The organism is Bacteroides sp. RTP31139st1_H2_RTP31139_211217 (assembly GCF_040227615.1).
In the GTDB taxonomy this organism is placed as follows: domain Bacteria; phylum Bacteroidota; class Bacteroidia; order Bacteroidales; family Bacteroidaceae; genus Bacteroides; species Bacteroides uniformis.
Genome location: NZ_JBCNZM010000129.1, coordinates 1 through 13,704 on the forward strand (window position 1 = coordinate 1; position 13,704 = coordinate 13,704).

Annotated in this window: 18 protein-coding genes; 6 read left to right on the top strand and 12 right to left on the bottom strand. The window is 50.9% G+C overall.

All coding sequences use genetic code 11. The annotated features are described in order from the left end of the window. Nucleotides 1-34: 34 nt before the first annotated feature. From ABUA47_RS17770 to ABUA47_RS17825, 12 genes are all read right to left on the bottom strand, one after another. Nucleotides 35-874, bottom strand: coding sequence for a DNA adenine methylase (locus ABUA47_RS17770; RefSeq protein WP_195574773.1), 840 nt, complete (start codon nt 872-874; stop codon nt 35-37). Then, nucleotides 871-1,509, bottom strand: coding sequence for a thymidylate synthase (locus ABUA47_RS17775; protein ID WP_008675554.1), 639 nt, complete (start codon nt 1,507-1,509; stop codon nt 871-873). Before ABUA47_RS17775 ends, ABUA47_RS17770 begins: the two co-directional genes overlap by 4 nt. Nucleotides 1,510-1,577: 68 nt before the next feature. Then, on the bottom strand, nt 1,578-1,820 hold the full coding sequence (locus ABUA47_RS17780) for a helix-turn-helix domain-containing protein (RefSeq protein ID WP_008778303.1): 243 nt from the start codon (nt 1,818-1,820) through the stop codon (nt 1,578-1,580). Nucleotides 1,821-2,018: 198 nt separating this feature from the next. Continuing rightward, complete coding sequence (locus ABUA47_RS17785) at nt 2,019-2,504, bottom strand: hypothetical protein (protein ID WP_008778304.1); 486 nt, start codon at nt 2,502-2,504, stop codon at nt 2,019-2,021. Continuing rightward, nucleotides 2,504-3,805, bottom strand: a complete 1,302-nt coding sequence (locus ABUA47_RS17790; RefSeq protein WP_349824444.1) for a reverse transcriptase domain-containing protein — start codon at nt 3,803-3,805, stop codon at nt 2,504-2,506. The genes ABUA47_RS17785 and ABUA47_RS17790 overlap by 1 nt, the downstream gene beginning before the upstream one ends. A 378-nt stretch (nt 3,806-4,183) precedes the next feature. Then, nucleotides 4,184-4,417, bottom strand: coding sequence for a hypothetical protein (locus tag ABUA47_RS17795; RefSeq protein WP_349824453.1), 234 nt, complete (start codon nt 4,415-4,417; stop codon nt 4,184-4,186). Between the two features lie 109 nt (nt 4,418-4,526). Further along, nucleotides 4,527-5,732 (bottom strand): phage minor head protein, encoded by a 1,206-nt coding sequence (locus ABUA47_RS17800; RefSeq protein WP_349824452.1) that lies wholly within the window; start codon nt 5,730-5,732, stop codon nt 4,527-4,529. 113 nt (nt 5,733-5,845) lie between these two features. Further along, nucleotides 5,846-7,156, bottom strand: a complete 1,311-nt coding sequence (locus ABUA47_RS17805) for a DUF935 family protein (protein WP_349824443.1) — start codon at nt 7,154-7,156, stop codon at nt 5,846-5,848. 4 nt (nt 7,157-7,160) lie between these two features. Continuing rightward, nucleotides 7,161-7,580, bottom strand: a complete 420-nt coding sequence (locus tag ABUA47_RS17810; RefSeq protein WP_272204210.1) for a phage protein Gp36 family protein — start codon at nt 7,578-7,580, stop codon at nt 7,161-7,163. A gap of 7 nt (nt 7,581-7,587) precedes the next feature. Continuing rightward, nucleotides 7,588-7,818 (bottom strand): hypothetical protein, encoded by a 231-nt coding sequence (locus ABUA47_RS17815; protein WP_005798272.1) that lies wholly within the window; start codon nt 7,816-7,818, stop codon nt 7,588-7,590. 1 nt (nt 7,819) lies between these two features. Next, nucleotides 7,820-9,379, bottom strand: coding sequence for a hypothetical protein (locus tag ABUA47_RS17820; RefSeq protein ID WP_349824442.1), 1,560 nt, complete (start codon nt 9,377-9,379; stop codon nt 7,820-7,822). A gap of 7 nt (nt 9,380-9,386) precedes the next feature. Then, entirely contained in the window at nt 9,387-9,851 is a 465-nt protein-coding gene (locus ABUA47_RS17825; protein ID WP_005798268.1) for a terminase gpP N-terminus-related DNA-binding protein, read from the bottom strand. A gap of 206 nt (nt 9,852-10,057) precedes the next feature. Here ABUA47_RS17825 and ABUA47_RS17830 point away from each other — a divergent pair, with 206 nt between their 5' ends. The 6 genes from ABUA47_RS17830 to ABUA47_RS17855 form a co-directional block, all read left to right on the top strand. Continuing rightward, nucleotides 10,058-10,993 carry a peptidase gene (locus tag ABUA47_RS17830; RefSeq protein WP_349824441.1) on the top strand — a complete coding sequence of 312 codons (936 nt, stop codon included), beginning with the start codon at nt 10,058-10,060 and terminating at the stop codon, nt 10,991-10,993. 35 nt (nt 10,994-11,028) lie between these two features. Further along, nucleotides 11,029-12,069, top strand: coding sequence for a hypothetical protein (locus ABUA47_RS17835; RefSeq protein WP_266020250.1), 1,041 nt, complete (start codon nt 11,029-11,031; stop codon nt 12,067-12,069). 5 nt (nt 12,070-12,074) lie between these two features. After that, nucleotides 12,075-12,539: an N-acetylmuramoyl-L-alanine amidase gene (locus ABUA47_RS17840; protein ID WP_008778307.1), complete on the top strand. Its 465-nt coding sequence runs from the start codon at nt 12,075-12,077 to the stop codon at nt 12,537-12,539. Between the two features lie 14 nt (nt 12,540-12,553). Beyond that, nucleotides 12,554-13,030 (top strand): hypothetical protein, encoded by a 477-nt coding sequence (locus ABUA47_RS17845; protein ID WP_117911366.1) that lies wholly within the window; start codon nt 12,554-12,556, stop codon nt 13,028-13,030. Beyond that, nucleotides 12,996-13,322 carry a hypothetical protein gene (locus tag ABUA47_RS17850; protein ID WP_349831841.1) on the top strand — a complete coding sequence of 109 codons (327 nt, stop codon included), beginning with the start codon at nt 12,996-12,998 and terminating at the stop codon, nt 13,320-13,322. Before ABUA47_RS17845 ends, ABUA47_RS17850 begins: the two co-directional genes overlap by 35 nt. Next, a partial coding sequence (locus tag ABUA47_RS17855) for a hypothetical protein (protein ID WP_349831843.1) occupies nt 13,319-13,704 on the top strand: 386 nt, incomplete at its 3' end. The genes ABUA47_RS17850 and ABUA47_RS17855, both read left to right, overlap by 4 nt.

Sequence of the window (13,704 nt, forward strand, 5' to 3'; positions counted from 1 at the left end):
GCTTTCTATTTCAACAGGGGGCAAAGAAACGCCGTCAGGCAGCCTCTTTTTTGAACAGCATCATGTCCGTGTAGGATGAGCTGTAGTTTATGTGGGCGTTGAACTCCATCCGGGTACATCCCTCGAACGGGTTGCCGATATTTTTGTTTTTCCCGATCCATTCGCACAGCTCCAGGATGGAGGATTTGTTTGAGGTGAAATAGACGAACGGATGCCCGGATAGCACGTTCAGCACGTCGAGGTAATCCGACATACGCCAACTCATATTGTAAGTACCCACGTCGGTGGAAAGGTACGGCGGGTCCACCAGGAACACCACGCCCGGCGTGTCTTTGTAGCGGTTGAACAGCTCCTTATAATCGCAGGAGACGATTTCCAGCCCCTCCAGATAATCCGTGCACTCCGGATAGTCCGCTTTCCGGATGTTGTTATAAAGGGCTTCCTTCCGCATCTCCGGTACGCTCAGTTTATATTTCATGGAGAACATCAAAGAGGAGGACAGGGTGATGAAGTCCACGTAACCGGTCTCGTGCTCCTCCTGGAGGATACGGCTGAAGATGCGCTCACGCAGTTCTCCGGTTATGGTCTTGTGCCGTGGAACGGAATTCCCTACCATGGAACGCAGGTCGGCGATCAGCCGGTTTGTCCTTGGGATGTTTTCCAACCGCTTGTGGTAATTGTCGAAATCGTTGTATATGACCGTGGCTTCCGGCTTGCATCGTTTGGTGATGTGTGATAACAGGCCGGAACCGCCGAAAAGGTCAACGAATACCGTGCTTTCCGGATATTGTTCCAATACTTTCATAAACTTGCGTGCGAACATGCGCTTTTGGCCCACGAATGGCAGCGGGGCTGACAGATACGTCTTTTTCATACGTTCAATTCGAATTTTACGTTAGGATTTCCGGCAAGCAGTTCTTGTGTGCGTGTGACGTTGTTCTCGTAAATATGCACGTTGCCGAGGTTGATTGTGATGGATTTCAGGGGTAGTTCTATTTGCCGGGATATAAGGTACAGGTGATAGATGTCCGCCGGTAATCCGAGGTTGGCGTCCGAGCTACGCTGGTAGGCCGTCAGGACCAGTTCGCCTTGTTCGATCTGGAACTGTACGAGGCTGAGGCATGGTGCCTGGTTGCTTTCCGTGCCGGTCGAACCGAGGAACAGCACGTAGTTCTTGCTGCTTCGTTTTTCCCGGTTGATTTTGCCAATCAGAGGTGGCAGCTTCTCGAAATAGGTAGGGTAGGAGTTCACGAGGATGGAGCCGCAGTAGTCCCACCAGTTTATCCCGGCTTCCCGGTATTTCTCAACCTGTCTTTCCCCGCTCATGAAGAGCGACAGTTCGCTTCTGAGCTTCTTCCGTGCGATATTGTGTCCCTCGAAAATATCGAGCAGTTCCGCAGGGGACAGCGTTACCGTCTCGTTCAGCAGGTAACGGCTTTCACCTTTCCTGCCTTTTTGTGTCTTGCCGTCGGCAAGTACCTTTTTTAGGATTTGATAATACTTGTTCATGGTGTGTTGTTTTGATACCCCGCAAAGGTACCGCGCCGTTATCCCTCTTCAATGGGGAGGCTGTCCCATTACACTGCAAACGGGTTACAGTCGCTTTGCAGCCGTTTGATGAGCGTGTATACCTTTCGCTCGCAAACATTATAACGTTCGGCCAGTACTGCCACGATGTAGGAAACCTTTTCGCCTTCGTCCAACAGCCTGTTGTAGTCATTGTATAGTTCGATATACTGTACGTCTTCCATCCGGATTCCTACTTTCCGGCATGTTTTCAGCATTCCTTTATTCAATTTCAGTATCTCAATTACTTTCATATTCAACAAAAATTAGTACTTTTGCACTGTCTCACTTATTTATGCGCAGAAGCGTACACAAAAAAACCTCTTGCAGGCGAACGAGGGTCTATGCCCCCGGTCGTGCCTGTAAGAGGTATCTTTGTGTTAATAAGTAAGTGAGACGACTAATTAACAGGCCGGGGGCTTTTTTTACAGCCTTACCCCCGAAGGCTTTTTTTAATCTACCGCATATAGCGACAAATCAAATACATCTTTCTTTTTCCATCCGTCGGCCAGCGTGTTTTGGATATGCTGCATGGCTTTCGTATAGAAGTCTGTCAGGTCTTCCAGTGTAGCAAACTCGCGATAGACCGGTTCGGTGTCCGTCCCGAATTTGAACACGACCGGAAGAGTCGCCCCTGCTGTTTGCACGGCAAGGTCGTAGGCCGCCTTGTAGTTGAACTGGTTCTCGCTTGACAGCCATACCGGGACATTCTCGTAGGTGAAACCTGATAGGATATCCTTGTCAGTTTCCCGGTTGTGCCATGTTATGACCGTGGAGCGTATCTCGTCTTCGGTGGGTCGATGGTCGAACTCCTCTTCCATGTAGGTGGCCGATCCGTTCTCTCCCGGCTGCACGTCCCATCGGACACGCCATTTGTTTTTAATGGGGTTTATGCATTCAAGCAACCGTACCCCGGTATTTCCTTCCACTTTTTTCATCAGCTGAATACATACTTGGTTCTACCTTTGCCGAAAGTTTCCGTCCGGATGATGGTCTCAAACGGAAATCCGTCCGGCATTTCACTCACTTGCGCGAGGATGTTCTTCATCTCTTCCGAGTTGGTGAAGAACTTCTTGGCCTCGCCATTCATCTCGATGGCTACGATACAGCGGTCTTCGCCCTGTTCGGTGCGGATGCCGGTCTCGAAGTCCTTCACGATGATGGGTAAGTTCACTAATTCCCGGATGCTTACCACGGAGCCGGGAAAACGTTTCTTGCCGTCTTCCGGCTTGTAGGAAACGTTCAAGTCTTTAAATGATCTCATTTTTTTGCCTGTTAATTTATTAAACAACATATTGCAGTCGGCGTGCTTGGCCATCCCATAGAAGGAAGCGACCAGTTCACGCCTTCTTTTCCTCGATTTGACCTCGTGCATTTTTCGGGCGAACTTCTGTTTGATGCGCTTGCGTAGGCGCACATGGTCGGGGTATATGACATATCCCAAGAAGTCTATGCCCTCGTCCACCGGGAATACACGTTCATCAGGCTTTACGGTAAGCCCGATTTGTGCGACCTGGAAGTGGACGGCATCACGAATCTTCCACAATTCTGATTTCGCGTCACCGAGTACCACGCCGTCATCGCAATAGCGGTAGAAATGGCGGACGCCGTACTTGTCCTTCAAATAATGGTCTAAAAAAACAGACAGGAGCAGGTTGCCCAACCCTTGCGACGACCTCAGCCCGATGCTGATTCCTTGCGGCATGAGCCTTACGAAGTTGTCAAGCATGGCGATGAGTTTCTTGTCTTTGAATACCCTCCGGACGCAATACATTACGAAATCCTGCCCCACGCTCTCATAGAACTTGGAGATGTCGAATTTGTAGCAGTAGCGTGTTCCTTCCGGGTCTTCTTTCATGTCGCGGCGTATGTACTCCATGAGGTCGTGCATGCCGCGGTTCTTGATGCTGGCTGAGGTGGTACGGATGAACCGTTTCTTCAGGTGCCTGTCCACTACGGCCATGATTGCGTGGACGGCGATGCGGTCCTTCATGGTGAGTATCTGGATACGTCGCATTTTTCCACCCTCCATGATTTCCCTCTCCCGGTAATCCTTGACGGTGAATGTACCTGTCTTGATTTTTCCGGTAAGTTCCTGAAGCACCTCTTCCCTGTGCGCAAGCAGGTAACGTCCTTGGCGGCTTTTTTTTCGTTTGGAGCCACGGAGGACCTGGTTGAACGATTCCGCCATATTGGAATAATCGGCAATCTCTTCCACTATATATCCTTGCCTGTGCATTATAGCATTGTTTTTTTTGATTGTTTTACAAACGGAAGATAAGGGCCTTCCTTTCCCCGGGTCTGACTTCTTCGAGCTGACTTGAGCCTACCAAACTCCACCCGACGCGTGATTTTTCAGCTTTCCGCACCTGTGCGCTTTTGCTGTGGCTTGCTTCCCTCGGCACCACGGTAGGGGACACGTCCCCGGTGTTGTACGCCGATTGTTAGATTTCCAGACGGGAGCCGACATTCGTGTTCGAGTTCGATGCATCGTTATTCGCATTCGCATTCGACACGCCGCCATTCGCATTCGCATTGTTGTACCCGCGATAGACCACACGGACTATCAGGAAGCTCCACCGGGGTGCAAAGGTACGGATAAAAGCCAGTCCCCTTGTTAGATAACGAGGAAAATCAATGCGGCGATTGCTCCTCCGGTCACGGTGAGTGTCCAGTCCGTCCAGTCCCAACGACCGCCCCGGAGCTTGTCGTTGAGCTCCAGCGAGGAGGCTGCGATGGCAGCTGCGTATAAGGCCGCGTACGGTGTCAGGGCTGGCAGCCCCACGATAAAACCGCCTACCAGGTGTTTGTAGCGGTTGCTTCGTTTCAAAAATGAAAGAATCTTGTTCATAAGCAATTGGATTAAAAAATGTTTTGTATATTTGCAAACACAGAAGCATTGAGGGAATGACGAGCAGGCGTTTTAGTCCAAAGTGTCGCCCTTGGTGCTTTTGTTTTTTTTATTCTACTATTATATCATTTACTGAGTATAAAAAGTATTTTATGCGGATATAACCGTTATCCCTTCTTGTTACTTCTTTGGCAACATTAAGCCTTACCCATTTTCCATTGATTTTAACTTTGAAGTAGAAGAAGTGTTCCACGTTGTCCGTCCTTGGGTGAGTCAATGCGGAATCATCCACATATTCGGCACGTTCAAGGTGTGAATCCAGGTTCTTCAAGTCCTCCTTGGAAACGATGCGTGTCCGTCCGAATGTGTCGGAGAACAAGTGCTTGTTGCCCTCTTTGGTAAAGCCGATATTCAAGTCCTTGCCATTTATGTTCTTTTCCACTTTCTTTTGAAGTAGAGGCTCCATTTCATGCAGATAATGGATACGTTCGATAGCTCGTGCGGACTTTTCCCGGTCTCCGGCGCATTTTTGCAGTATTTTGCAGGCGGCGCACAGCTCGTTGTCCGGAACGAAGGCCAGTTTAAGTTTCCCTTTGGCCATATCACAATCCCTGCACCTTTTGATGGTGTATGGGTTGTAATCCGGCATGGTCTTCTGTTCTTTTCCCGGGTTGAACCGGAAGATGCCTTTGGTGTCCCTTTGAAGGGCTGACTCGCCCAATGCCATTGCCTCATCGTAGGGCGTTTCCGGATATTTGGATTTTCGTACCTGGACTACGGTGCACCTGCAGTTCCATCCATTTGGCGGGAAATACTCTTCCCAAAAGGGGTCTGCCATAGGTCGTGTTACCCCATGCAGTTCGGCATGTTCCGGGCGAACCTTGCCATCCCCGGCCGTCCGGTACTGGAGGTTGTAGCGGTCCCCGTCTTCTGCGAACCGTTCCCACTTGGCGGCCATAGTCGCCGAAGCCTGCACAAAGTTGTACTCTGCCCGGAGGTAGCCCCGATTATAGGTTTCGTCTATCTTCCGGACATCGTTCAAAAAGCGTTCGAACGTTTTTCGATTGCCGTTCTCATCCAGCAGGGAGGGGAAGGCTTCGTTCAGTTCATGGAACGTCTTTAGGCCTGAGAATATATAATCCGACCTCTGCAGGCGCCCTCGCATGGCCTCGGACATCTCCACCTGCCGGAATGAAGAGTCCAGGACGGAGGCGTGCGTCTCTATAAAGTCCTGCGCCTCTTCTGAAGCCAGTATGTTGATTTCAAGGTTTGCCCTCTGCTCCCGGAACAGGGCTTTCATCATGCGGTCGAACATCTCTGTAAGCTTGTCACGCATCAATTTTGCCTCGTCCTCTTTTGAGAGTTGGAGGGTATGATTGCCAAGCAATGAACTGTAGCGTAGATGCAGCCCCGAATAATCCTCGGGGCTCAGTCGAAAAAACGGGATAGCGTTCCAGCCTGTTTGTCGTCTTTCTTCTTTTTCGGATCTGCCGGGTCCGGCTCTTCCTTCGGTTCCTTCTCCTCGCACGGAATGCCGTATTTTTCCTCAAAGTACTGTGGCTTCACCTTGTAGTGCTGCAGTACCATTTCTTCGTAGGCTTTCTGCTGTTCGGGAGTGTAGTCAATGGAGTAGTCCCAATCAAAACGCAGTCCCTTGACAGGAAAACCGTGACGAACCATGCGCGGAATGAGTTGGTTGTTCACTATATCCCGCAGCATGTCGCAGTCACTTTCCACGAGGTTCTGGAACACTTCAAGGTGCGTTTCAGACTGTGAGAGGCTGCTTCCGTCCTCAATGGTCATCGTTTGTCCGATGATAAGCTTTGACAGTTCGGAATTGGCCCGATCGATGCGCTTGTCATAGACATTGAATGCATCTCCCTTGCCGCTTTCCACAAATTCGATTTCGGTTTCCATTCCTGCCACCATGGAGAGAGCGGTTCCGGCTTCACGCAGCATCTTGTCAAGGCGGTCGATTTCTTTCTGGTCGCGCGAGGTGGTGCGTGCTATACGCATGGGCATTCCGAATATTTCCCCGAAGGTATCCCAAAAAGCCAGCATATTCTTTTTGGGGATAGTCTGTGAAGCTGCCTTGAGATACAGCCCGAGGTCGTCAGGTCTGCCGGCCTCAATGAGCCAGTCCGAAAAAGGCGGCTGGCGGTAGTCTATACCTGTAGTCCAGTCCTGTCCGAGGTCGGTTATGACACGCCCATATTCAGGAATGACATGCTTACGCGGAATAAGCTTCACATCCGAATAACAGATGCAGCCGTCGCCGTCAGTGTAAAGGTCGCCCAATTCGATGAGCGAATGTCCCCAGTAGATTGAATCAAGTGCATAGCGCATGAGCTGCTTGAACCAGGACTGGTCAAAGAAGTGAACCGCTTCCTCGTTCTCATCCCCTTTCATATCCACGATTTTGAAAGAACGTGCCATGACAAAACCTCTGCGCTGCTCCACACACCCGGAGAGGTGAAGGTCTATTTCCGTGTCCCGGTAGATGTCGTACAGGCGCTGGCGGCTGGGACTGTCCACATTGATGGCATACTGCCAGGCATCGCGCCAGTTCTTGATGTCCTTCCGGGTGAGTGCATCAGTGGTGCGTTGCAGGTCGATGACCATTTTCTGCACCCGCTTGATGTCTTTCCCCTTGGCCAGATTAAAATTGCCGTATGGCGTTTGCAGTACGTTTTTCGGTTTATTGGAAAACATACCGCTGAAAAAGTCTTTAATATCCATAGTCCTACCAGTTATGATGAAGCTGCTTCTGACAGCTGTAAACAAATGAATTTCCGGACGGAAGTCCATCTTCTCCGACAGCCAAGGGCAAATCAGGGACAATTTTTCCGGCCTGTATCCCCTCGAGCATTTTTATTGCACGCTCGTAGCGTTCCTTGCGCACCTCGCTTCCCATTTTCTGCGGAACTGACGCGCTCATGTGATAGAGTGCGATGTCGCAGGCGTACGTTACGATGAGCTTGTTACGCTGTTCATCCTGTGCAGCGAAAATGGCCGTACAGTCGTATTTCGAACGCAGATAGCCGGATATTTCCTCCAAAGCCACCGTTTCCGCATCGGCACGGTTTTTGGGGCTTACCTGAGAGATGACCTTCAATGCGTTGTCGCCGATGACAACTTTGTAATCTTCTTCTGTAATGAACATGACCTTATTATTTAGTGATGAACAATGCCATTTTTTCTATATCCCGGATAGTGGTTCCCTTGCGGAAACGGTGGCGGTGAATCAGTTCGCAGATATTCCTTTTGGGGACAACTTTCAGTTTGCCGCCCATATACAGGACGTAGTATTTTCTTCCGTAGAGCTTGGCATACTTGCAAGCACGGGCAACGGCACGTTTATAGCGCCATGCAAAAATCATTCTTTTAATCAGCTGTATCATGTTACCATATATTTTTGGCGGTCGGCCTTTTGCCGAACACCGGTTGAAAACTCTCCTGTCTTGAATTGCGCTGCAGCATCCAGATGGCTCCCTCGTCGGCATCCGGTGCATCATCGTGAATACGGCTGCCACGCTCCAGTGCCAAGGTCTGTTCGATTCCGGTTTGCATATCCGGCGATTCTTTCAACTTCTCATTGTAGAATACGAAACCGCGTTCCCATAATGGTGACACCGCTTCGATGCGCTGGAGCTTGTCCGGCTTCTTTCGTTTGTCCGGCATGATGGGCAGTTGGTATCCACGCAGATTTCCTTCTGCCTCAAACTCATCCAGAATGACATCCTGCATGAAGTTCGCTTCCATAAAGAACTGCACGGCTGCCGTATCGCGTGTACGTTCGTAGAGGTCGTACAGCCACCGCACCATTCCGGAAACGGTATCCTGCCGGACGTAGCAGTCTATAAGGTGCAGTTCCTTCCCGATCTTGCCCCAAAGCCGGCAAGCCTTGTAGTCGTTGGAAGTGGTCGATTTGAAAGAGGGGTCGGTATAGCAGACCAGCATTTCATACTTGGACAGTCTGGGCAGTTTCTTGTAACGAATCCAGTCTGCCCGGAAGATAGTGCCGTCCACGATGGGGTTGTGCATCATCTCCTTTTCCCATGCCCGGTAGCCTACGAAATCCCTGTATTCCTGCGCCTCTTCTTTCGTCCATTTTTCGCGCCATACCGGTTCTCCGTTCTTGTCTATTGCCTTGATGACGGATACATGTACCCCTTTTGTCCTGGTGAGATTGGCCAGCACCGAGTTTTTAGAAATGAGGTTCCCGACCATGATAAAACGTCCCCGGCCCACATCCAGTGCACCAAAAAGGGCTTCTTTCACCCAGTCTGTAATGTCATGTACCCGTTTCTCATTGCGGCACAGTTCGTCGTCATCCAAGTCATCGATGACGATGTAGTCCGGACGTGCTTCCCGGTCGCGCAGACCACGCGGGGACTGTCCGCGTCCGCAAGCCAGGAATTTCACCCCGTTGGCCGCCTTGAACTCCCCATCCTGCCAGGAGGCATTCCCCTGCTGCTTGCCGAAGTCGGCAATGATGCGCTGGTTATGTTCCAGTTCTGCCTGAATATCTCCCAGCAGACGCGTGGCTGAGTCCTCACTTTTGCCGACCACCACCATGAAGTTGATGAGCCGTTTGGGCTGGAACATCAGCCACAGCGGAACAAAGATGTCCATGTGTGTGGACTTGGCATGGCCACGCGGCCACATGAACACCGCTTTCAGGTTGGGTGTGCCTTTTACTTTAGCCGCTGCCGCATTGTGGAACGGTGCATTGTGGATGGTACGTATGATTTCCCCAGTGGTTTTGTCACGCAAGGTGAGAAAGTGGGGGAAGTAATATTCACAGAACGCGGCATAGTTACCCTGCAGACGCAGAATACGCCTGTCCTTTTGTGCCGGTGTCTCGCCTGCGAGCAAAGCCGTATCCGTGATGGACTGCACTCTTTTACAGTGTTCCTTCCACTGTTCGTATGCCTGTTTCTTTTCCGCTGCTGTTGCCATAGCCGTTTTATTTTATGCCCATCTGTTCGGTGATATACAGATCCTGGTACTTATTGATTGCCCTGACCAGTTCCGGAGTCACTTCCGGGTCGATGGTTGAACGGTATTCAATCCATTTGGAGAATGCCATGAACACTTCAATGACATCCACTACGTTGGCCTTCTTGTCTAACTTTTCAATCACCGCCGAAAGTTTGGCCAGTTTGTCCCCGAGACCAGCTACAAGTGCAGGGTCGTTCGATTCGTTGACTTGAGTAATGAGTGTATCAATGGTGAGCAGGAGTTTGTTCACCAGTTCCGGACGGGTGACGTTCTTTGCCGCCCTTGCCTCTTTCCATCCGTCAGCCGTGCACCATTTTGAAATGGTGACGCGTGACACGTCCACTTTCTCCGCAATTTCAGTCTGTTCCATGCCGGAAAGGAACAGTGAGCGTGCAAGAGATTTTTTCTTTTCGATTTCTGCCTTTGTCATATAATAAAGAATATAGGGTTAAAGGCAGGCTTCGGAGTCCCTTGCACCTGCCCGATTTATCCGCAAAGTTGTCCGCTTATCAGCTTGCAGCCAAAATAATGTGCAACGGTTTCATAGAAGTGTGCAACCGTTGCACACTTTTTTGGCTTCCCGGTAAGTGCTCCGTAATATTGCAGCGCCAATGCATAAAGGCGTGGCATGAGAAAATGAACAAACGTGTAAGAATTTCAAACGACAGCCTGAACAGCTACGGAAGCCGTGTGCTGACATCGGGCATGAGTGTGGAGCAGTATTGCCGAAACCCGGTACTGCTGTACATGCACCAGCGCGGTAGCGTGATCGGTTATGTGAAGGATATCCGGGTGGAAGACGGCGAGGTGACCGGTGAACCCGTGTTTGACGAGGCGACCGACCTCAGTAAGAGGTGTAAGAAACAATTTGAGTTCGGCAGCCTGAGAATGGTAAGTGCCGGCATAGATATCCTGGAACTGAGCGAACAGCCCGAACATCTACTGCCGGGACAGACTTGTCCGACCGTGACCAAGAGTAAACTGTACGAGGTCTCTCTGGTGGACGTTGGTTCTAACGATGATGCCATCATATTGATGAAAGACGGTAAACAAATCACTTTGGGAAGGGACGGGGAATGTCCCTTGCCATCAATCAATAATCAAAAAACAGAAGAAGAAATGGAACTGAAACTTTTGGCCCTTCAATTGGGGCTGCCGGAAACGGCGACGGAGGCTGATGTAACCCGGGCATTGAATGACCTGAAAGCGGCCAAGGCTGAGAATGACTCTCTGAAAGATGAAAACGGGAAGCTGACCCTGGCCCGCATTACCGGTCTTGTGGAAAAGGCCGTAGCGGAGAAACGACTGGGGGAAGACAAGAAGGCGCAGTTTATCGAACTGGGCAAGAAGGTTGGATCCGACGAGCTGAAGAATGTGCTTGATGCCATGCAACCCCAGGTGAAGATCTCCACCGTGCTGAGTTACCAGGGTGGCAAGCAGCAGGCACAGCCGTCCACCTATGCCAAGCTGAGCGATGTCCCGAGTGACGCACTGCTTGAAATGCGTGAGCAGAACCCGGAGGAGTACAAGCGTCTGTACAAGGCCGAATATGGAATGACCTGTGAAATTTGAAAACCTTTAAAATGAAGACAATGGGAAAAATTGTAATGCTTTTGACGGCACTCCTGTTCAATACGCTGACAGGTGCCGTGTGTGCTTCCGTGCTGGGATTCTCTCCTGCAGCCGGAGCTGTGGGAATGAATGCGGTGGCAGCCTTCATGGGCATGGCTCCGCAGAGCGCTTCAATACTCCGTGAAGGGGTTTATACGGAAATCTGGACGGGCGAGCTTGTCAAGGTACTCCGTGCCGGGCTGGAAGGCACGTGGCTGTCAGGAATTCCCGACCAAAGCAGTATCGTGAACAACGATGTGATTCATCTGGTAGAGGTAGGGGTGGATCCGGACGTCTTGATTAACAACAAGACCTACCCGATTGACGTACAGGCTTTGGAAGACAAGGACATCGCCATCAAGCTTGACAAATTCCAGACCAAGGCCACGCCGATTACGGATGACGAACTTTATGCCATCAGCTATGACAAGACCGCCCGTGTAAAGGAAGGTCATGCCAACAGTATCAATGACGCGAAGTTCACCAAGGCGGCCCATGCCCTTTGCGCGAACAAGAATACGGCAACGACCCCGGTGCTTAAGACTACCGGCGAGAAAGATCCGGCCACAAACCGTCTGCGCCTTACCGTGAATGACCTTGTGGAAATGAAGCGTGCCCTTGACAACCTGCGCGTGCCGTCAGACGGCCGCAGACTGGTGCTTTGCCCCGACCATGTGAATGACCTGCTGCTGACCAGCCAGGCATTCCGCGAGCAGTACAACATTGACCGCAACAGCGGCAAGGTAGGCAACCTGTACGGCTTTGAAATCTATGAGTACGGCAACAATCCGCTTTATACTACAGCCGGAGCGAAAAAGGCATTGGGTGCAACGGCAGAAGCCGGTGAATTCCCGTGTTCGTTTGCCTTCTACAAACAGCGGGTTTTCAAGGCAACAGGCTCTACCAAGATGTATTATTCCGAGTCAAAGAACGACCCGTTGAACCAGCGTAACCTGATTAACTTCCGCCATTACTTCATCTGCATGCCCAAGAAAGAGGATGCCGGAGTGGTAATGATGAGCGGCTATCAAGCATGATGATTATGGCAAAGTTGAAATATCTGGTAATACACTGTACGGCAACTCCGGAGGGACGTGAGGTTTCATCTGCGGACATCCGCAAATGGCATACATCTCCGGTTGCCCAGGGAGGAAGAGGATGGAAGCAGGTTGGCTATACCGACCTGTTCCACCTGAACGGAGGCGTGGAACGTCTGGTAGAAAACAATGAGGATGCACAGGTGGACCCTTGGGAAGTGACCAACGGAGCCAAGGGATATAACAGTGTGAGCCGTCACATCGTGTATGCCGGAGGCGTGGAAAAAGACGGTAAGACCCCGAAAGACACCCGCACCGGCTGTCAGAAAAAGGCACTGGAGAAGTATGTGAAGGATTTTCACCGGAAATTTCCTGATGTACGCATTGTTGGACACAACGAACTGGCAGCGAAAGCCTGTCCGAGTTTCGATGTGCAGGAATGGTTGAAAGAAATAGGTATTAATCAATAATAAAACCGGGTGGTATGGACTTGAGCGAATTTATGAACATTATCCTTGGCGGCGGCCTGGTTGGTACGGTGGCGACCATTGGCTCCTTGCGGGCTACTGTGAGAAAAGCGAAAGCGGAAGCGATGAAGGCCGAGGCCGGTGCAGAGGCTATGCGCATAGATAACGCCGAACATGCCACCCGCATTTTGATGGAAAATATTGTAAAACCTCTAAAAGATGAATTCTGTGAAACAAAGAAAGAACTGGCCCGCAATACACGTGAGATGGCCCGTCTTAGAAAAGCTATTGATACAGCCGGGAACTGTCCTCATCGTGACGATTGCCCTGTGCTTGACAGGTTGCGCGAGTCACCGAAAGAGCATGAACCGGGAAGTCCGGACGGAAACGGCAAGCGCCGACAGCGCGAGCGGAAGTCGACGGGCGGGACTGGTGATGGCGGGGATACCGGCGAGTTCGGTGAAGCTGACTATACCGGCGGACAGCCTCCGTAAGCTTCCTGAAGGTGCCGTGTACCGTGGCAAGAGCGGACAGGCCAACCTGACCGTAGGAAGCGACGACAGCGGGAACATCGTGGCCGAAGCCTCGTGTGACAGTCTGCAGCAGCTGGTGCTATGGTATGAAGAAGAGCTGGCGCGCATCCGTAGCGAAACCAAGAGCGAAATTTCAAATGACGTTCAAACGGAGGAAAAACGTCCTCCGAACCCGGTGCGGGTGTTTACTTGGGGAATGGTTGCCGGCTTGCTTGTCGGTATGTTATTAACAATGAAACTGAAAAAAAGATGAACAAGAATTTTATGTACGGTATAGGAGCCGTAAAGTATAAGGATTTCACAATCGGGTATATTGAAAAGAACTCGTTTGACTTGGGCGGCAAGAAACCCGAGGCCGCGAAGATCGAGGCCGAACAGGTGCAGGGTGCCCCGGTGCTGGTCATCCCACAGAGTAACGGCGGCATCGCCCCGACATTTAACGTTATCCAGATGAACTATTCGAACCTGCACAAACTGCTTGGCGGCAGCCTGCATTATAAGAAAGAAGATTCGGAAAAGAAAACTCCGATCGGCTGGACAGCCCCGTCGGAGGTGCTAGTCATGCAGGGACCATGGGAACTCTCCCTCGTGTCCGGACAGAGCGTACTGATTCCCAACGCCACGCTGCTTTCCAA